Raw genomic sequence first — 19,305 nt, 5'->3', positions numbered from 1 at the left:
AGGGGGACACCGGTTAGCAACAGATCCACGCTTTAGCAGTGGTTGCTACGCCGCAGATTCCGGCTAAGGGGTGTCTGCTTGCGGCTAGCGGGTGTTTTTGTTGCTAACGGGTGTGTGCAGGCCGGTAGTTCGTCCTGCGAGTGCCGGTGGCGGGTGGGGCCTAACCCGGCCGGTGGTGCGTGCCCAACTCTCTTGGCGCCTCGTCCCTTCGACCCTGCAGGGTCCGTCCCGACCCTTCCGGTGCCTCGTACTTTTCAGGGGGACACCGGTTAGCAACGGATCCGCGCTTTAGCAGTGGTTGCTACGCCGCGGATTCCGGCTAAGGGGTGTCTGTTTGCGGCTAGCGGGTGTTTTTGTTGCTAACGGGTGTGTGGGCAGGCCGGTAGTTCGTCCTGCGAGTGCCTCCGGGTGCCAAAAGTTACTCTGCCGTCTAGTCGAAAGAACGAGGCGATCCGTGCGTTTTTGCCTCAATATTCCACCTAGATTGCAGAAACCCCGTCTTTAGAGCAACAAAAATGGCGAGGCCCCAAGATTGGGAGCCTCGCCATTTCTGTGTTTGCAGCGTCAGCCGCGCAGAGCGCTGAGCGTGAAGTCGATGCAGTCGAGCAGTGCCTTGATGTCTTCCGGCGGAACCGAAACGAAGGTGGCGATCCGCAGCTGATTGCGGCCCAGCTTGCGGTAGGGCTCAACGTCGACAACGCCGTTGGCGCGCAGCGTCTTCGCGATCTCTGCGGCATCGACGGATTCGTCGAAGTCGATGGTGCACACGACGTTGGAACGGTCGTCCGGGTTTTCCACGAACGGGCGCGCAACATCGCTCTTTTCAGCCCAGTCGTAGACCAAACCTGCCGATGTCGCGGTGCGCTCGGCAGCCCACTTGAGTCCGCCGTTGCCGTTGATCCAGTCGATCTGCTCGGCCAGCATGATGAGCGTGGCCACGGCAGGGGTGTTGTACGTCTGGTTCTTCGCCGAATTGTCAATGGCCGTAACCAGATCCATCGATGCGGGGATCCAACGGCCGAAGCTCTTCAGCGACCGGGCGCGTTCAATTGCACGCGGGCTCATAATGGCAATCCACAGACCGCCGTCGGAGCCCATGTTCTTCTGCGGCGCAAAGTAGTAGACATCGGTTTCGGCAATGTCGACGTCGAGTCCGCCGGCAGCCGAAGTCGCGTCAATGACAACCAAAGCGTCATCGGCAATGCCTTCGGGCCTCCGCACGGGTGCGGCCGCGCCGGTCGAGGTTTCGTTGTGCGGCCACGCGTAGACGTCAGCGCCGTCAACCGCGGTGGGTACAGCAACCGAACCCGGCTGTGCTTCGAAAACAGCGGAGTCGTCGAGGAACGGAGTCGTGTCGGTGGCCTTGGCGAACTTGCTTCCGAATTCGCCGAACGAACCGTGCGCGGCCTTCCTGCGCACCAGTCCGAAAGATGCGGCGTCCCAGAAGGCGGTGGAACCGCCGTTGCCGAGCACCACCTCGTACCCCTCGGGGAGGTTGTACAGTTCGGTCAGTCCGGCGCGGATGCGTCCGACGATGTTCTTCACGGGCGCCTGACGGTGCGAGGTGCCCATAACGGTTGTGGCAGCGTCTGCCAGGGCGGTCATCTGTTCGGGGCGAATGCGAGCGGGGCCAGCGCCGAAACGGCCGTCGGCGGGCAGCAGCTCTTCTGGAATTGTGATCACGCTGTCATCGTAGTCAGGCCCGGCTCGTTGGCTGGACGGGCCCCGTGCGCGCCGTGGGCGCGCGGGTAGTCTGGGAACATGATCGACATCCCGGATTCCCTGGCCGAACTCGCACAGCAGCGCATTGAATACGGTGCTGACGATCTTGACCATCTTGAGAAGACTCCGTTTGAGCAGTTTGCCGCGTGGTACGACTACGCCCATGACCACCTGCGCGAACCCAACGCGATGGTTGTTGCCACCGCGGATGATACGGGTCCAACCGCCCGCCTGGTGCTGTTGAAGAGCTTTGATGAGCGCGGCTTTGTCTTCTACACCCACTACACGTCCGCCAAGGGTGCGCAGCTTGCGCAGTCACCGCGCGCCTCGCTCGTGTTTCCGTGGCACGAACTCAGCCGCCAGGTGCGGGTGCGGGCTGTTGTCGAGAAGGTCTCGCCGGAAGAATCGGATGCCTATTTCGCACAGCGTCCGCGCGGTTCGCAGATTGGGGCGGTCGCTTCCCACCAGTCCCAGCCGGTGCGCAGCAGGTCTGTTCTTGAGAAGCGCTATCAGGATGTCGAGGCGGAGCTTGCCGGCCGCCCGGTCGAGCGGCCGGATACGTGGGGCGGGTATCTGCTTCGTCCCTTCGAGGTCGAGTTCTGGCAGGGCATGGAGAACCGGATGCACGACCGGTGCGTTTTCACCAGTCGTTCGGGCGCTCCAGCCGATTTGGCGGACGCGTCCCAGTGGTCGGTCGCCCGCCTGGAGCCGTGAGCGCCCGCCTGGAGCCGTGAGTGCCCGCCTGGAGCCGTGAGTGCCCGCTTGGAGCCCTAAGCCGCTGCGGGGAGTGCTGGGTGTCGGCCTGCCAAGCAGAGGCCCACCGAGCGCCGACCACCGCTCCGCAGCCGCAACAAGCTGAGCCTCCCCACGTATACGCCTGTGCGTATATTTGTATAGTCAGCCTTCGGACTCGATGGTGAACGGAGAAGCATGCAGGATCTGATTGACACTACGGAGATGTATCTCAAGGCCGTTACGGAGCTTGAAGAGCAGAAGGTCGTGCCCCTGCGTGCTCGCATTGCTGAGCGTTTGGGCCATTCTGGCCCGACTGTGTCACAGACCGTTGCGCGTTTGGAGCGCGATGGTCTTCTGATTGTCGGCAGTGATCGTCGTCTGGAGTTGACTGCGGAGGGCCGTGAGCTCGCGACGAGCGTTATGCGCAAGCACCGCCTGGCTGAGCGCCTGCTGTCTGACGTCATCGGCTTGGAGTGGCCCAAGGTGCACAATGAGGCGTGCCGTTGGGAGCACGTGATGAGTGACGAGGTCACGGAGAAGCTCGTTGCGATCCTGCCGGACGCCACCACGAGTCCGTATGGCAACCCGATTCCCGGTGCGGATGTTGAGGCTGATGATGCTGCGCTTCCGGCTTCTGAGCTTTCGCTGCGCGCGGGTGCTAAGAGGGTGCGGATTGTGTGCTTTGCTGAGCCTTTGCAGGTGGATGAGGATCTGCTGGCCCAGTGCGAGCGCACTGGGGTTGTTCCGGGGGCCGAGGTGGAGGTCTCGGTGGCTGGGGACTACGTGACTTTCGCTGTTTCCGGGAATGACGAGGTGCTGGATCTGCCTTCCGAGATGGCTGAAAACGTCCTCGTTATCGTTGTGTAACAGGAATTACACCACTTTATAAAGGTCTCTGACCTGCATAAACGCTGCTCTGCGCAGACTCTCAGCTTCCTGGACGTTATTTAAATGTGACTTTTAGGTCTCGGTTGTGTAACGTTCCGTTCTGTACTTCGCAGGATTTCGACGTTCAGGGAGAACCACGTGGCTCAGAAGAAGCGCGGACGCAGGGCGGCTGACACCAAGGTCAGGACCCCACTGTCTGATCTGACGGACCTCCTCCGCTCTGACTCCAATGTCCTCGGCAAGCGCGCCGCTGTTGCGGCTGCCGGTGCGGGACTGGCTCTGAGCGTTGCCGTTCCCACGGTTTCGGAACCCGGTAATGAAGCCGAAGCAGAAGCTGTTTCCGCAGCCCCCGCTGAAGACGACTTCAAGGCGCAGGACAAGGTTGTTGTCGAAGGCAAGGCAGACGGTCCGCTCGCAGGTGCAGCAGAAGTATCGACCGTTACCGCCTCGAAGGCTCCCGAACCTGCTCCGGCGTCCAATGATGCTGCTTCGGCATCCAATGGTGCTGGCGGCGAGTCCGGCTCTGGTTCTCAGGCCGCTGCCGCGAGCTCTGAGTCTTCGGGCGGTGCCGAGGTTCCCTCGGGTTCGAAGGCTCAGAAGGTCGTCTCGATCGCCAAGAGCTACGTGGGCACCCCCTATGTGTGGGGCGGAAACACGCCTTCCGGTTGGGACTGCTCCGGCTTCACCCGCTACGTCTACGGCAAGGTCGGCGTGAACCTGCCGCGCAGCTCGGGCGCGCAGAAGGGTGCGGGCAAGGTTGTGCCGCGCTCGCAGGCGCAGCCCGGCGACATTATGTGGCACCCCGGTCACGTCGGCATCTACGCCGGCGATGGCAAGATGGTCGATGCTCGCAACAAGCGCAAGGGCACGGTGTACACCTCGACTTCGTGGATGAGCGACGCCGTCTACATCCGCGTTCTGTGACGCTTTCTCAACACAAGCGCGTCTGGCCGTGACCAAAATGCCGCCGAAACCTGAGAATTCTGGCGGAAATCCTGAGAATTTTTCACTTTCCGTGACCTTAATGTGATTTTCTGTTGCAAGTCCGTTATTGTCTGACGAGTGCCAGCGAAAGCCCGGTAGGGCTCAGCGAACAAGATTTGGAGAACACGTGACTGTAAAGAAGCGAGGACGTCGCGCCGCCGACACCAAGGTCAAGACGCCTCTGACTGAAATTACAGAAGCTCTGAGCGCCAACTCGGGTGCTCTTGGCAAGCGCGCGGCTGTTGCCGCCGCTGCGGGTGGTCTGGTCATTGCGGCTGTTGCCCCGACCGAATTCGGCGATGGTGAAGCCAACGCCGAAGCAACTGCGCAGGCTTCGGAAGGCGATGCCCCGGAAACCACTTCGCAGGCCGGCTTCACGGTTGACGCTGCTGATTCAAAGGCTCCTGTTGCCGGTGCTGCTGTCGCATCTCCCGTGACGGCGACCAAGGCTCCGGAAGCTCCGGTTGAAGCTCCCGCCGCTGGTGACGGCGCGGCTGACGGCGCAGCTCAGCAGAACTCGAACTCCACCTCGAACGGCAACTCGTCTTCGAACTCGACCGGCACCTCGGCATCGGAGTCGAGCAGCAGCTCCTCTTCGAAGGGTGCGAAGAAGTCCAGCGGCGGCTCCAAGACCGTTTCGGTGCCCGACGGCCCCAAGGCTCAGCAGGTCCTCGCTATTGCCAAGCAGTACGTCGGCACCCCGTATGTTTCCGGTGGCAGTTCGCCTTCCGGCTGGGACTGCTCCGGCTTCACCAGCTACGTCTACGGAAAGGTCGGCGTCAAGCTGCCGCGCACCTCGACTGCGCAGAGGGGTGCTGGCAAGACCGTGTCGCGTTCGGCTGCCAAGCCCGGTGACATCATCTGGTCGCCCGGCCACGTGGGCATCTACGCCGGCAACGGCATGATGTACGACGCCGGCAACCCCCGCGTCAAGACCAGCTACCGTTCGATCGACTGGATGACCAAGCAGGGCGCACAGTTCATTCGCGTTCTCTGATCTGCACTTTCAGTGATCTGATTTTTCACGAGAACCCCGAGCCTGAGAGCTCGGGGTTTTTGCTGTCTGTGCGGTCTTTCGACACCTGCAGTTCACGTCGATGTCGTTGACGCCGGCGCTGTTGTGTGTAGCGTGGTTTTCGTCACGTCGTGCTGGCCGAGTACGACCTGAACCTAGGTGGAACTGATGAAGACCCTCGTTCTGAACGCCGGATACGAGCCGATGTCGGTAGTGTCCTTTAAGCGAGCGGTTGTTCTGGTTCTGGCGGGCCGCGCCACGGTCCTCGCCGCTTCCGGAGCTCGCGTTCGCAGCGAACACCTCGATATTGAACAGCCGGCCGTCATTCTTCTGACTCGCTACATTCGCCCGCCAGTGGGCAGGGTGACGCAGCCGTCACGCAAAGCTGTGCTGCGGCGCGATCACAACAGATGCGGATACTGCGGGAAGCCCGCGGGAACCATCGACCACATCCTTCCGCGGTCACGCGGTGGCCAGAACACGTGGGAGAACCTGGTTGCCTGCTGTCGCGACTGCAATAACCGCAAGGCTGACAGAACACCGCAGGAAATGGGGTGGCAGCTGCAGGTGACGCCCAGACCGCCGGACTATGGCAGCTGCTGGCTGCGCGATCTTGAGCGTCCCGCACCGGCCTGGCAGCCGTTCCTCAACCTGGCAGAACATGGTGAGCTGACTTCAGTCGCATAGTGAGCCACTGCACACTCTGCGGGGCTGGCCGATAGAATTGCAGTATCAGCAGGCGCATGCCTGAGCCAACCGATGTAAGAGGACCTGCAGTGTCACCTGAGAACAATCTTCCGGACGTCGCAGACGCCCAGGCCATCGTTGTCGGCATCGACGGTTCCGACGCGAGCCTCAATGCCCTCGACTTCGCGGTCAGCGAGGCGAAGGCCACCGGCCGTTCCATCCGACTGGTCGGCGCGTACACAATCCCGTCGGTCGCCGCGGCGACAATCGACGTTTCCTATGTGCCGATTGACGATTCCGCCGTGCGTGCAGCAGTCACCGAATCTTTGAAGTCCGCGGCCGAAAAGGTCAAGAGCGCCGGTGTTTCGGTCGAAGCAGTCATCGAGATCGGCGACGCGGCGGGTGTTCTGGTGGACGAATCCGCGCAGGCGTCGCTGGCTGTTGTCGGTTCGCGTGGCCGCGGTGGTTTTGCCGGCCGCCTGCTGGGTACCGTGTCCTCCGCGCTTCCTGCTCACTCGCACTGCCCGACGATCGTGGTGCCCGTCGGCTGGTCGAAAGATCAGGAGCGTGCGCCCAAGCAGACGTCGTCATTCCCTCTGGCTGACTCTGCCGGTACGCACTTCCAGTTCGACGAAGAATCCGAAACGATCGAAGGGCCGAACTTTGAAGGCCGCGTGGTTGTGGGTGTCGACGCCATGGGCAAGGAATCGCCCGCGCTGTGGAAGGCTGCCGAACTTGCCGAGGAACGCGGCACTCCGCTGACCGTCATGGGGGTCATCACCACCTCGATCGTCGGTCCGGAATGGCTGCCCAGCACGGAAGAGCTCAAGAAGTTCGTCGAGCGTGGAACCGAAAAGCTCGAAGCCGCGTGCAAGTCTGTACGCGAAAAGCACCCGAATCTTGAGGTCGGTTGGATGCTGCTGGACGGCCAGCCCTCAGAAGCTCTGGTCCGTGCGTCTGACACTGCGGACATTCTGGTAGTCGGCACGCGTGGCCGCGGTGGTTTTGCCGGTCTGCTGCTGGGTTCGACCTCGCAGTCGGTGTTGCCGTACTCGCACTGCCCAACCATGGTGGTCAGCGTGAAGCGCGACTGACGTCGTCGCATTGCTCAGCTGAGCGCTTTCAGCTGAGCGATGCGAGCGCAAAAGGACAGCCGACTGGCAGAAGCCCCGTCGGCTGTCTCAGTTTCGAGGAGTACAGTTACTCCTGTTCCCCATACTCCATTTTCAGTAGGACTTGCTGTGCGCTTTTCTTCTGTTGGCTGCATTCTGGCGGCCTCGCTTGTCTTCTCCGGCTGCGCCATCAAAGGCGGTGACAAGCCGGGAGCCCAAGTTTCGCAGGACGATGTGACGATTCCTGCCGAGCGTGTGAAGGACGAACTTCCGGGGCTCCTGCGCAGCTACGCGGTGCAGACGCAGGAGGCTTCGGTCAATCTGTTCGGCATTCCGGGACAGGAATCGCTGAACGAGGCACTGGAAGAGGCTGCTCTGAAAGCGCTGGAGGAAGCTGGCGCGTTCAAGGGTCGCAAGGCCTTCCAGCCGGAGGTCACTGCACCGGAGAAGCGCTGGGACGAAGCCGAATACCTTGCCCTTGATGGTCTGTCGGCTGAGGGTGAAAGCACGGAAGCCTCTGATGCGGGCAGTGCTGGCGGCGCGGGCGGCACAGACAGCACTGCTGGCAGTGAGCCCAGTGAAGCCGGGGGAGAGGCTGCTTCACAGCCGACCAGTGGTGCGGACAGTAGTGATGGCAGTGGTGGTTCGGCAGCAAGCGTGGAGTCCCACATCGTCGGTGCTGGTGGCGATTTCCTCGTTACCCAGCTGGATGTGCGTGCGGGCGGCACCACCACCAGTCAGCAGTTTCTGACGGATACCAAGAACAACGCCACTGAGCCGATTGACTCGATCAAAGCCGAAGGCGTTGAAGGTCAGATTGCTGTCGCAGGGGACACGATCACTGTTGGCGATGAGGAAGCCGGTGACGACAAGCTCAGTGAATCCGGGAAGAACCTCGCCGGGGTGCTGGGCAAGGGCCTGACCATCGAAGCGAAGGAAAACCCGTACCTGCCTGACTTCACGTGCGCACTTCTGCCGTGTGCGGCTATCACCTATGACGATGGCCCGGCTGACGAAGCGCTGACCAAACGCCTGGGCGATGCGCTTGACGAAGCGAAGGTGCGTGCCACGTTCTTCGAAATTGGGCGCAATGTGGAGAATCTGCCGGAGAATACGCGTCTGCTGTACGAAGCCGGCCACGAAATGGAAAACCATTCGTTCACGCACCCTGCTCTGAGCAAGCTGTCGGCTGACAAGCAGAAGTCGGAGATCGACAAGACCGACAAGGCTGTGTACGACGCGATTGGTGAGTACCCAACCATGCTGCGTCCGCCCTACGGCGCTTCGAACAAGAGCTTGGACACAGTGACGCAGGGTGACGGAACGCTCGGCGAATCAGCTGGTGCGAAGACAACCGCCGAACCGACGGGGCAGGCTGAGAGCAGCGGCGCGCCCACGGGCAATGAATCGCCGGCTGGAAATCCGTCGGGCGACAGTTCGGACCAGAACAGCTCTGACCAGCCGACGGCCGGTGGCAAGGCCAAGAAGGCCGGCGGTGTGAAGACCGACCACGGCAAGGCACTCATCATGTGGGATGTCGACACCCTCGACTGGCAGCACCGCGACCCCGACTACGTAACACAGGTGGCTCTGTCGAACACCAAGCCGGGCTCGATTGTGCTGCTGCACGCCATCCACCCGACGTCGGTCGATGCTTCGCCCAGAATCTTCTCCGGCCTGCAGGACAAGGGCTTCTACCTGGTGCCGGTGGGCTACATGTTCAAGGACATGAAGCTCGAAGCGGGCAAGGAGTACTTCTGCCGCGGCTACCACGGTCAGCTGTGCTCGACGCCAGAACACCCGTACGTGGAAAAGGAAAGCTGACCGCTTGCCCTTCTGCTCTCACGTGCAAAAACTCGAGGAATCCGACATGGATTCCTCGAGTTTTTGACCACCAGAGCAGAGTTCGCTCCGCGGCGCCCCCGGCAGGATTCGAACCTGCGACACCCGCTTTAGGAGAGCGGTGCTCTATCCCCTGAGCTACGGGGGCAACGCGGAACAGTTTAGCGGACATCGCAGGTGCGAATGACACCGCGGTGTCCCCACCCTCACCCGACCCCGGTGCGAGGTGTCGCTCCCGGGGCCAGGGAACCTCCACCTCGGGCTCAGTGCGAGGTGCCGCTCCTGTGGCCAGGGAACCTCCGCCTCGTGGGTGGGGCGGTGGGGTTTCCGCGCTCGCACCCTCCAGGCGGCTACCACCGGGTAGCAACGAATCTGCGCTTTAGCAGTTGTTGCTAAGCCGCAGATCCCGGCTAAGGGGAGTCTGCTTACGGCTAACGGGTGTTTTTGTTGCTAACGGGCGTTTTTCTGTTTCTGGGGTGTACGAGGTGTCGCTCCCGCGGGCAGTGGAGTGCTCGGTGGGGAATGACGAGGTGCCGCTCCTGCGGGCGCCGACCTTCTCCTGGGGGCCGGAAGCTGAGATCCCTGAGTGCCGATTCCGGATGCTGAGAGTGACGAATGCGACAGTGGGCTAGCCTGTGTGGTCGGACTTTTGGCGCTGAACGCTGCGCCCGCAATGTGATTCCAAGACGTACACAAGGAGATGCCCATGGCTGAATCTGCAGCCGGTTCCCATTCTGCTGTCGGCGGCGGCAGCGGTGATAAGGCCAACGCAGCGACCGTCAAAGCGGAGTCGAAGAAGGTGCGCTGGACGAATGTCGGCCGTTTTGCGGGTGCGTCGGTTGCGTACCTGATCGGCTCTGGTTTTGCGACGGGTCAGGAGACCTTGCAGTTCTTCGCGTCCTTCGGGATCGTTGGCATGTTGGGCGGTGTCATTTCGACTCTGCTGTTCATGACGGTCGGTGCGCTCATCATGCGCAAGGGCCACGAACTGCAGCTGGAACTGTCCTCCGAGGTGTTCCGCTACTACGTGGGCCGTTTCCTCGGCACAGTGCTTGAGTGGTTTGCCGTTCTGTACTCGTTCTCTGTCGCCGTCATCATGGTGTCCGGTGCGGGCGCGGTGCTCAACGAGCTGACCGGTCTGCCCAACTGGATCGGTGTTGTCGGCATGGGCCTGCTGGGCTTGGCCACCGTTCTGGCCGGCCTGGAGCGTCTGGTGGACATCATCGGCACCATTGGCCCGGTCATCATTGCATTCACGGTGGTTGTCGGAACGATCATCTTTGTGCGCGACTTCGGCGAGCTGGGCAATCAGCCGATTTTCGGCAGCCTTCCCGAGGCGGCACAGAGCGCGCAGATCACGGGCCACTTCGCGTGGTCTGCGGTTCTGTACGTCAGCTTCAACATGCTGTTGGGTATGGTGTTCTTCTCGCAGCTGGGCAAGGAGGCCACGAGCACACGCGAGGCGGGGATCGCCGGCGCTCTCGGCGGCCTGGGTCTGGGCATCGGTGTTCTCATGATCACCCTGGCCATCCTGACCAACCTCACGCTGGCGCTCGACAAGGAAGTTCCGACCCTGGCTCTGGGGCAGACGATCCACCCGGCTGTTGGCGTGGCCTTCGCCGTTGTTGTCATGTTGGGCATCTATTCGACCGCGACCCCGCTGTACTGGGTTGTGAAGAATCAGGTGATGGGCTTTATTCCGCGCAAGTGGAACGTTGTCGTCACTGTCGTCATCTGTATTGCGCTGATCGCCTGCGGCTTCCTGCCGTTCAGCGTCCTGGTCGACAAGATCTACGGAACCGTAGGCTACGTGGGCTGTGCGCTGATCATCGTGATCATTGTGCGCACAATTTACGATTCGGTGCGCAAACGCCGCGCCGCCTGACACGAGCAGCGCCAGAACACGAGCGCTATCTGACGTAAGCGCCGCCTGACCGCCGCACCGCCAGAACACGACCAGCGCTTGACGCTGCTGCGCGCCCCCTGAGCCCGCCACGCTTTGCGGCTTAGGGGGTTTCGCGCGCTTAGGCGGTTAGGGTGGATGCGTGGCAGATCAAGCAGAAACGCAGAGGGGAATCAGCGACGTCTTCGCTGAATGGACAGCGCGTGCCGAAAAACTCGGCGGGCGTGACACCATGCTGCGGTACCGAGAGTCCCGCGATGGCTCTCTTGATCTTTCGACCGCCCACCCGTCCGGCATTGCACAGCTCATGGCGGGCAGGCCTACGCGCCTGACCAGCCTCATCCGCGATGAACAGCAGCGGCAGGATGCGGGCCGCCGTGCCCGTTCAATTGCCGAAAAGGCCCGTGAACTGCGGATTGAACGCAGCTTTTCTGCCGCCTACCTGGCCATTGGCGCTGTGCGCTTTACCCAGCGTTTGTCCGGTTCGGGCCAGCAGGTGCACGCACCGCTGGTTCTGCGTCGGGTTGAGATCCGCCCTGTCGGCCGGCGTGAGGACGACGTTGAACTGACTCTTGACGACACGATCTCAATCAACCCCGCTTTTGTTGCGTTCTTGCGCTCTGAGTTGGGCATTGAGGTTGATGTTGATGAATGGCTCGAGTCCACGGGCGGTCCCCGCCGCTTTGATGCCCGCCCGGTGCTTGAACGGGTGCGCGAAGCCACTGTTGACTATCCCGGTCTGACCGCTGAGTACAGCCTGTTCGTGTCGACTTTCGCGAATGTGGCATCAGCTGTTGGCTCCGCCGACATCCCTCAGGACCACCCGATTCTGGCACGCATGGCCCAGGCTGTTCTCGATGCCGAAAAGGCTGAAAGCGACGAGGCATCCGACAACACCGATTCTGGCATCCCGCCCGCAGACACCCCAGACGAAGTTTCCCCCAAGAACGACACCGTCCCGCTGCTCAGCGGCGGTGTCACCCCTGATGAGGCCGGTTCGACTGACGAAGAGGAAGGCCGCAAGCGGACCGTCGATACCGCCTCGAGCGCGGACACCCTGATCGCCTCTCTGAGCGCTTCCGTGTCAGCTGGGACGCAGGATGTCGGCATTGCCGGCCAGCGCGGTGCCGATGGCTCGGCACCCGGTTCAGAAACCTCGCCTTCGGAAGCTGACGAGGCGCCGCTCACCTCTTCCGCGGATTCCGCGGCTGAAGCTGCCGGTGGGGAAGGGGCCGTGAAGCCCGGCCCGGCTGAGCAAGGCCCAGCCGACCCCAGCGAAACCGACCCCAGCGAAACCGAGGACAGCCAGCGCGGTGCCGCGCGGCGTCTGGCCATTCGGCCCTTGGAAGACCGCGACCCGCGCAATGAGTTCCTGGCGCTTGATGTTGATGGCGACCAGCAGGCGGTTGTCAACGCGATCATGGAGCGCTCGAGCGCGGCGGTTGATACTCCCGCTGGCACGGGTGCCACGCAGGTGGCGGTTGCCGCGGCAACGAGTTTGGCGTTTGCCGGTCGGCCCAGCCTGTTTGTGGCCAATGACTCCGACACGCTCGATGACTACCGGGATCGTTTCGCGTCCGCCGGGCTGGCGGGCTTTGTGGTGGATGCGCGTCGCAGTCGTGCGGCGGTGAAGAAGCAGCTGATCGCCATGATTTCGCAGGCGGAAAAGGCTGCGAAACCGGACATCGACGATCTTATTTCGCGTCTGCGTAAGCAGCGTAAAAAGCTGACGAAGCACGCCAAATCGCTGCACGAACCGCGCCGTCCGTGGGGCATTTCGGTGTACTCGACGATGGAGCACCTGGCGGATCTGACCTCTGCTGAGAACAGCCCGCGCACCGAGGTGCGTCTGCCGGTGGGCGTTATGCGCATGTCGCAGGCGCAGCGTTCCGAGCTGCGCAGCCAGCTGGTCCAGTTGGCGAAGCTGGGCGAATTCACCCTCGGTGTTGAGGACACCGTGTGGTTTGGTGCGCGCTTCGACACTGCCGCGCAGGCGGAAAAGGCGCGCGTGACGGCTGAACGCTGTGTTGACGCTCTGCCGAAGCTCACCCGGATGATGCGCACCGCGCTGGAAGAATCCGGTGTGACCGCCGGCTGGACGATGGCCGAATGGGCCGACAGCCTGGCGCTGCTGCGTTCGATTGACAGCAGCATGCGCACGTTCATGCCGGAGGCCTACCGCGAAGATCTCGACCTGCTGATTGACGCGACCGGTTCGGTTGAATACCGCCGCGATCACAACGTTGATATGGGTGTTTTTGAGCGCGGCAAGCTCAAGCGCCACGCGCGTTCCCTTGTGCGCAGCGGACTGGCTGACGTCGACGTGCACGAAGGGCTTAAGACGCTGCGGGATCAGCTGCAGCAGACTGAGCGGATCACCGGGCGGGCCAACATTCCCAGCCTGCCGTCGAACCTGGCGGAAGTATCGGATCTGTTTGACCGCGTGGCCGCGGATCTTGATTCTCTTGCCCCCATCCTGGCGGACACCCCGGACGGGGGAGACCTCGATGCGATGCACATCGGGGAACTCGAAGCGCGCCTTGCTGCCATGGCTGATGACCGAGCCGCTCTGGACGACCTCCCGCGCCGCACCGGCTTGCGCCGTGACCTTGAAGCTGCGGGGATGCGCGAACTGCTGTACGACCTGCGCAGTCGCCGTGTGCGCCCGGAGGAAGTCGGCAGCGAATTCGATCTGGCCTACTGGGCGACGGTTCTGCAGCAGATGGCGGCGGCTGACCCGCAGGTCGGCGAACACGACGGCGATGCCCTGCACCGCCTGGCCGCCGATTTCCGCCGCACGGATGCGGCGTTCGTATCTGCTGGAGCATCACGCCTGCAGTACGCGCACGCTGAAGCCTGGCAGCAAGCCATTGCGGACTACCCGGAAGAAGCGGCCCTGCTGCGGGCTGAGCTGTTGGGCGAGGGGCTCAACCTCAGCCGCCTGGCCGCCGGAGCCCCGCACGTGCTGCTGGCTTTGGCACCGGTGTGGATGATGAGCCCGGTGAGCGTCCCCGACACCTTTGGTGAGGCCCTTGCCCAGGTGCCGGAAAGTGACCGGGTCGGCGGCACCTCGGGTGCGGAAAACAAGGCAGAAGAACCAGGTGCCGAGGGCACCTCGAGTGATGGCACCTCGGGAACTGCTGAGGGTGCAGAAGAAGAGACCAACCCGGCAGACGGCGCCAGCCCGGCTGGCGAGACTTTCGAAGACGAGTTCTCCGGCGAGTTCGGTACCGACCCGGCTCTCGTGGAGCGGGCTCTGTTCGACACCGTGATCATCGGCGATGCCGCGCGGGTGTCGGTGCCGGAAGCGCTCGTGCCGATCGCGCTGGCCAAGCACACGCTGGCCCTGGGTGACGACAAGCTGCTGGGGCCCACGGAGTTCTCCGTGGCTGCACAGCGGCGGACCGGCACACAGCCCGAATCAGCTGGCCTGAGCGTGTTCGAAGCACTCACCCCGGTGGTGCCCAGGCTGCGTCTGCACACGAATCACAGGGTGGTTCCGCAGGAAATTGCGGGGCTGCTCAACGATGTCATCTACGACGACAAGCTCGTGTCCCTGCCGATTGCGGATGCGGGTGCGCCCACGGGTCTTGCGTTCATTCACGTGGACGGGGGAGAGGGCAGCCCGGATTCGGCTACCGGACAGGTGGAAAGCCCCGATGTCGAGGTTGCCGAGGTGGTGCGTCTTGTTTTCGAGCACGCGCGCACCAGCCCAGAGCAGACACTGGGAGTCATTGCGCTCACCCCGTGGCATGCGCGCAGGATTGCGCTTGCGGTTGCCCGCCAGATGCCGCGCTATCCGGAGCTCAAGGCGTTCTTCTCGGATGAGGGCGATGAGCCGTTCGTCATCACGGATGCTTACCGCGCGCAGACGCTGTCACGGGATGCGGTGATCTTCACCGTCGGCTGGGGTCGCACTCTGGCCGGCCGGATGCTGTACAGCTTCGGTGAGCTTGCGCAGCCGGGCGGGCAGAAGGTGCTCGCTGCGGCGGTCACGCCGGCTAAGCAGCGGTTGACGGTTGTTTCGTGCCTCCACCCGGACGAGTTTGATCGGTCCAGGCTGCGGCACGGTTCGGCGCTGCTGCCGGTGCTGTTTGAGGCGGCTCGGTCGGGTTCGTCGTTTATTGAAAAGTCGCAGTATGAGCGGGGGCGCTCACCGTTGATGGCTGATCTTTCTGCACGTCTGCACGCTAAGGGCCTGGAGCCTGTCGACAACTACGGCGGGCTGGATCTTGCGGTGCCGCTTGTTTCGCAGGCCGGTTCGCGCATGGTGCTGGCGGTCGAGGCAGACGGGCTGGACTACACAACCTCGCCGTCGCTGCGGGAGCGCGAGCGCCTGCGCCCGCTGAGCTTCGCTCGCCGCGGCTGGACGTTCCTGCGCGTGTGGTCGACTGACGCGTTTATCGACCCGCAGGGTCAGACCGACCGGATCTACCAGGCGTGGGCTGATATTGCGGCGGAAGAAGACCCGGAAGCTCTGCAGAGGGCTGAATCTTCGGCTGAGGTTGCGGCTGGGGATGGAGCTTCGGGTGATGGCGCCGGCGGTCGAGGTGCCGGTCCGGCTGGTGCTGGTGGGCAGCGGGGTGAGGCTGCGGGTGTGCAGGCACAGTCGGCTGCGGCTCAGCCGCAGACCCCAACCGAGCAGGCTGCTTCGCTGAGCGCTTCGCCCGAGGCCGCTGTTGAAGATCAGGTGATGCCGGCGTATGACACGGGTCTGCTGCGTGATGCTGATCTGATTGACGCTGGTCTGCGTGAAGACGATGCAGATGGCGCGGATGTTTCTGATGATTCCGACAGCAGCTCGTCTGCAGCTGACCGGGACTGAGTGCCTGTCGTGGCTGAAGGTTCTTCAGGGGAGTCGCACTCAGGTGACGACAACGTTTGTGGTGCGGCACCTCGTGCGGATTTGGCCGCGGGCGAATCGTCCAGCTGTGAGGCGGACCCCAGCAAAGTGACCCGCAGCGCCGCTGATGAGGCCAAACGTCAGGCGCGCATCGCCGCGGCGAAGGCTGCGTACTTGCGCACTGTGCGCAATGAGTCGGGGCAGAGTGCCGGTGGGTCGAATGACGACAGGCTGTTGGCTGATCGTCCACCCCACTGGGCACCAAAATCCCGCTGACGACCGCCTCTGTTTGTTGCTGAATCAGCAGGGCGGGGTGGGATCGTGCTTCGGCGCACCCGTTAGACGGAATCTGCGCTTCAGCCAAGAAAGAATCCCGTTTGCCGCGGTGAGACTCCCGTTAGCCGGGATCTGCGGTTTAGTCACTAAAACACCCGTTAGCCGCAGGGAGACTCCCTTTAGCCGGATTCTGCGGTTTAGCAGTGACTGCTAAGGCGTGGATTTGTTGCTAAGGCGTGGGGTGGGTGTTGGGAAGCTGCTGCAGGCGGGGCACGAGGTGGAGGTCCGGGTCTGGCGGGGATGGCACCTCGTGGTTTTCAGCAGTTCTCACCTCGTTCAGCCAAGAAAAACACCCGTTAGACGGAATCTGCGCGTTAGCCGCAGGGAGACTCCCTTTAGCCGGATTCTGCGGTTTAGCAGTGACTGCTAAGGCGTGGATTTGTTGCTAAGGCGTGGGGCGGGGTGGGATGCAGCGTTGACATATCTTTGCGAACACAAAAATGCTGATGCCCCAAGCATTGTGCTCGGGGCATCAGCATGTGATTCAGGTGTCAGCGCTCAGCGCTGATCCTCAACCTCAGTGACGGGGCGAGGAGCTCGAACCGTCGTCGAAGTTCACGTTGTTGCCTTCTTCGGTCGCGTCGCCGGCAAGCGAACGGCCAGCGAGCAGGTCGCGAATCTCGGTGAGCAGTTCTTCCTGCGTGGGCGGAACGTCTTCGTCTTCGAGTTCGCCGGTGTTGCGCAGGCTGTTGAGCTTGTTCATCGGAACGATGATGACGAAGTAGACGATCGCTGCAACGATGATGAAGTTGATGGCCGCGGTGATAACAGCACCGAAGTCCATGAACGTAGCCTTGTTGCCCGAGACGATTTCGAAGCCGAGGCCCTCCATGTCCGGCGGGCCTGCAACGGCCAGCATCGGCTGGATGAGCTTGGTCGAGATCGCTTCGACAATTGCGGTGAACGCAGCACCGACGATGACAGCGGTTGCCAGTTCAACAACATTGCCGCGCAGAATAAAATCGCGGAAGCCTTTGAGCATTGTTTTTCCCTTTCGCAGTCCTGGTTTCCGAACAGGACACTGCTCGAGACAGATACTCTTTAAGTTTAGGCTGAAAATCGGCCGAGTTTACAGGGTTTCATCCCTTCGCCGCGTGCAATCTGTCACAAGAACAGCGCTTTTTGTGACCCTCGTCCTGTTCAAGCGAGCAAATGGGGTCGTATGCACCAGCGAAAGAGTGCTCACCGCCAACCCCACAGGGCCCCGCTGACACCGCAGGCCCCGTCACCAGCCGGTCATTGCACGATTGCGAAACTCAGCATGTCCGGCGGGATCATTGCAAGTCGGGCCGCTTCATCCGGCGTGACAGCCAGTGTCAGAACGAGTTTGCCGTCATCAAAAGCGCCACCGGACGGACGAGACACCCCCGTAACCACGGCTGATTGCACAACTGCGGAATTGTTCTTCACAAGATCCTTCCCACTTGAACTACCAGCACCGCCGCTGTTCTTCCCGCTGTTTTCGTCCGCGGCGCCGCCCTGTGCACCTGCATCCGCACCTGCCACCGTGTCGAACCCTGCAGCTCCATCGAAGCCACCACCCTGTGCTGAGTAAATCCGCACTTTGCTGCCGGTTTGGATTATCGAAGCTGCCGCCGGGTCTGCCGCGGGCACCGGCACCAAGACTGTTCCTTCCGGCGCGGTGCCCTTTTCCAGCAGAGAGTCATCCGTAATAGGAGTGCCAGCGGACAGTGCCCCGGCTGCGTGTGCTCCGATCACCGCATCAATGGAATTGTGTGCGCTGTCGGGAATGAGCGCTGGAGGATAGGTGCGGACGTCGAGATCGGCTGACGTGATTTCCTCTCCTGCCGCAAGACTCGTGGCAGCAACCACAACGGGTTTGCCGGACGTCTGGGGGATGACAGCCCAGACAGCGATCAGCGTGGCAAGTCCTACCAACAGCGGGGCGAGGACCATTCGGCGTGCTCGCACTGTTCGGCGCAGAGAGGCAAGGCGTTCAGACATGCCTCCAGTGTGTGCGCGCTCGGAGGCCGACACACGGCGAAAACAGCAACTGTGACCTATAGTCGCGAACCGGTCCGACCCCTGTGACCTGCAGTCACCCGTTGCCTCACACGACCGTTCTTTTACTCCCCGGAGCCTCCGCCGGATGAGCTGCGCGAGTCATTGCGGTAGAACCCCGAACCCTTGAACGACACTCCGAGCGAGCCGAACACTTTGCGCAGCTGTTCCTGCCCGCATTCGGGGCATGTGGTCAGGGCGTCGTCGTTGAAACCCTGGTGGATGTCGAAGCTGTGACCGCAGTTCTTGCAGGCGTAGGAGTACGTGGGCATGTGTTCTTTCCTTGGCGGTGGGCCGCTGCGGCCCGTGTGACCGACGCAGAAAGTATAACCATCCGCGCATGCGCACAATTCGCCAGCCTGACGCCGCGCCCGCACCAGCCTGACGCCGCGCCCAACGTGCTATTCGGCGGCCCGCAGCCCATCCTCGGTGAGCACGGATCCGACGGCCAGATCCCAATCTTCTGCCCCCAGGCGACCCCCGAATTCCCAGGAGAAGCAGACGCCGGTGAGCGGCACCTCGTGAGCAAGGTCTGCGGCCGCGCCCCGCGGCCCGAACGTCCGGTCGTAGAACCCGCCGCCGTTGCCCAGCCGGGTGCCGTCGGCACCGAACCGCAGGCCCGGAACCAACACGATGGGAGCGTACGGGTGCTCCTGGGGGAGCACTCCCGAGGTGGGCACAGCTCCCGAGGTGCCGCCCCGGTCCTCATCACGATTCCTGCTGGCCGTACGGGCCAGGGTGACGAGGTGTTCGGCCAGCTGTTCCGTCGTGAGCTCTTCGCGGGGTTCGCGGATGCGCCATTTGCCCTGCGGTGGGAGGTCCATCGTGCCGGGTGTACGACCCCAGCTGAGTGGCTCGTTCGGGTGAGTCACGGGCAGGAACACGGTGCCGCCGCGGCTCATGTAGGCGTTCAGTGCAGGATCGAGGTTGGGCTCGCCGGGCAGTGCCGCGTAGGCGACAACGGCAGGCCGGTCGGCGATGAGTTCCGAGGCAGTATTCGCCAGCTGCTCCTGAACTCGGGTCAGCCGTTCACGTGCGGTACCTGCTGAACACCCAGCCCCCGTGACCTCAGCATCTCCAGTGACTTCCGCCTCGTGAGTTCCTGACCTGCGGATTTTTCGCACCTCGGCGCGCAGGGCGGTTTTGTCTGAGTGCTTCGTCGTGTCGTTGGACTCGTCGGCGGGACTGCTCACTTTTGCTCACCTTCCGTTCATCT

Annotated in this window: 14 protein-coding genes, 1 tRNA gene and 1 pseudogene; 10 read left to right on the top strand and 6 right to left on the bottom strand. The window is 62.6% G+C overall.

Features of this window, described 5'->3' with window-relative positions; all coding sequences use genetic code 11:
- Positions 1 to 564: 564 nt before the first annotated feature.
- Entirely contained in the window at positions 565 to 1,683 is a 1,119-nt protein-coding gene (gene serC / locus Bravens_RS04040) for a phosphoserine transaminase (RefSeq protein ID WP_019175738.1), read from the bottom strand.
- Between the two features lie 78 nt (positions 1,684 to 1,761).
- On the opposite strand from serC, the gene pdxH reads away from it, so the two are divergent.
- The 7 genes from pdxH (at position 1,762) to Bravens_RS04005 (ending at position 8,967) form a co-directional block, all read left to right on the top strand.
- A complete protein-coding gene (gene pdxH, locus Bravens_RS04035; protein ID WP_082791025.1) occupies positions 1,762 to 2,436 on the top strand; it encodes a pyridoxamine 5'-phosphate oxidase in 675 nt (224 codons plus the stop codon).
- Positions 2,437 to 2,652: 216 nt separating this feature from the next.
- Positions 2,653 to 3,324 (top strand): metal-dependent transcriptional regulator, encoded by a 672-nt coding sequence (locus Bravens_RS04030; RefSeq protein ID WP_062020516.1) that lies wholly within the window; start codon positions 2,653 to 2,655, stop codon positions 3,322 to 3,324.
- Positions 3,325 to 3,483: 159 nt separating this feature from the next.
- Positions 3,484 to 4,269 (top strand): C40 family peptidase, encoded by a 786-nt coding sequence (locus tag Bravens_RS04025; protein WP_062020514.1) that lies wholly within the window; start codon positions 3,484 to 3,486, stop codon positions 4,267 to 4,269.
- Between the two features lie 187 nt (positions 4,270 to 4,456).
- Positions 4,457 to 5,326 (top strand): C40 family peptidase, encoded by an 870-nt coding sequence (locus Bravens_RS04020; RefSeq protein ID WP_062020513.1) that lies wholly within the window; start codon positions 4,457 to 4,459, stop codon positions 5,324 to 5,326.
- Between the two features lie 186 nt (positions 5,327 to 5,512).
- Positions 5,513 to 6,031 (top strand): HNH endonuclease, encoded by a 519-nt coding sequence (locus Bravens_RS04015; protein WP_061942025.1) that lies wholly within the window; start codon positions 5,513 to 5,515, stop codon positions 6,029 to 6,031.
- Positions 6,032 to 6,120: 89 nt separating this feature from the next.
- On the top strand, positions 6,121 to 7,125 hold the full coding sequence (locus Bravens_RS04010; protein WP_062020512.1) for a universal stress protein: 1,005 nt from the start codon (positions 6,121 to 6,123) through the stop codon (positions 7,123 to 7,125).
- 147 nt (positions 7,126 to 7,272) lie between these two features.
- Complete coding sequence (locus Bravens_RS04005) at positions 7,273 to 8,967, top strand: polysaccharide deacetylase family protein (protein ID WP_062020511.1); 1,695 nt, start codon at positions 7,273 to 7,275, stop codon at positions 8,965 to 8,967.
- A 93-nt stretch (positions 8,968 to 9,060) separates the two neighbouring features.
- Here the strand turns inward: Bravens_RS04005 and Bravens_RS04000 are convergent.
- A tRNA-Arg gene (locus Bravens_RS04000) sits at positions 9,061 to 9,133 on the bottom strand.
- A 558-nt stretch (positions 9,134 to 9,691) separates the two neighbouring features.
- Here Bravens_RS04000 and Bravens_RS03995 point away from each other — a divergent pair.
- The 3 genes from Bravens_RS03995 to Bravens_RS10530 all read left to right on the top strand — a co-directional run bounded on the left by Bravens_RS03995 (position 9,692) and on the right by Bravens_RS10530 (position 16,007).
- Positions 9,692 to 10,870 (top strand): YkvI family membrane protein, encoded by a 1,179-nt coding sequence (locus tag Bravens_RS03995; RefSeq protein ID WP_062020510.1) that lies wholly within the window; start codon positions 9,692 to 9,694, stop codon positions 10,868 to 10,870.
- A 160-nt stretch (positions 10,871 to 11,030) separates the two neighbouring features.
- Positions 11,031 to 15,713 carry a DUF4011 domain-containing protein gene (locus tag Bravens_RS03990; protein WP_062020509.1) on the top strand — a complete coding sequence of 1,561 codons (4,683 nt, stop codon included), beginning with the start codon at positions 11,031 to 11,033 and terminating at the stop codon, positions 15,711 to 15,713.
- 9 nt (positions 15,714 to 15,722) lie between these two features.
- On the top strand, positions 15,723 to 16,007 hold the full coding sequence (locus tag Bravens_RS10530) for a hypothetical protein (protein WP_157452699.1): 285 nt from the start codon (positions 15,723 to 15,725) through the stop codon (positions 16,005 to 16,007).
- Positions 16,008 to 16,584: 577 nt separating this feature from the next.
- On the opposite strand, the gene mscL is transcribed toward Bravens_RS10530, so the two are convergent.
- From mscL to Bravens_RS03970, 4 genes and pseudogenes are all read right to left on the bottom strand, one after another.
- Positions 16,585 to 17,049 carry a large conductance mechanosensitive channel protein MscL gene (gene mscL, locus Bravens_RS03985; protein ID WP_062020507.1) on the bottom strand — a complete coding sequence of 155 codons (465 nt, stop codon included), beginning with the start codon at positions 17,047 to 17,049 and terminating at the stop codon, positions 16,585 to 16,587.
- Between the two features lie 254 nt (positions 17,050 to 17,303).
- A complete protein-coding gene (locus Bravens_RS03980; protein WP_062020505.1) occupies positions 17,304 to 18,032 on the bottom strand; it encodes an SAF domain-containing protein in 729 nt (242 codons plus the stop codon).
- Positions 18,033 to 18,163: 131 nt separating this feature from the next.
- Positions 18,164 to 18,361: pseudogene (locus tag Bravens_RS03975) on the bottom strand (FmdB family zinc ribbon protein); the annotation flags it as partial.
- Positions 18,362 to 18,490: 129 nt separating this feature from the next.
- Complete coding sequence (locus Bravens_RS03970) at positions 18,491 to 19,282, bottom strand: 5-formyltetrahydrofolate cyclo-ligase (protein WP_062020502.1); 792 nt, start codon at positions 19,280 to 19,282, stop codon at positions 18,491 to 18,493.
- Positions 19,283 to 19,305: the final 23 nt, after the last annotated feature.

Source organism: Brevibacterium ravenspurgense (assembly GCF_001584615.1).
GTDB lineage: Bacteria > Actinomycetota > Actinomycetes > Actinomycetales > Brevibacteriaceae > Brevibacterium > Brevibacterium ravenspurgense.
The sequence above is the reverse complement of the archived record's forward strand: the minus strand, read 5'-3'. Positions and strand labels throughout refer to the sequence as shown.

Excerpts from the sequence above, each read along its gene's own strand:
- Bravens_RS03980 (WP_062020505.1), bottom strand. The coding sequence starts at position 18,032 with ATGTCTGAACGCCTTGCCTCTCTGCGCCGAACAGTGCGAGCACGCCGA.
- Bravens_RS04030 (WP_062020516.1), top strand. The coding sequence starts at position 2,653 with ATGCAGGATCTGATTGACACTACGGAGATGTATCTCAAGGCCGTTACG.
- Bravens_RS04015 (WP_061942025.1), top strand. The coding sequence starts at position 5,513 with ATGAAGACCCTCGTTCTGAACGCCGGATACGAGCCGATGTCGGTAGTG.
- mscL (WP_062020507.1), bottom strand. The coding sequence starts at position 17,049 with ATGCTCAAAGGCTTCCGCGATTTTATTCTGCGCGGCAATGTTGTTGAA.
- Bravens_RS03995 (WP_062020510.1), top strand. The coding sequence starts at position 9,692 with ATGGCTGAATCTGCAGCCGGTTCCCATTCTGCTGTCGGCGGCGGCAGC.
- pdxH (WP_082791025.1), top strand. The coding sequence starts at position 1,762 with ATGATCGACATCCCGGATTCCCTGGCCGAACTCGCACAGCAGCGCATT.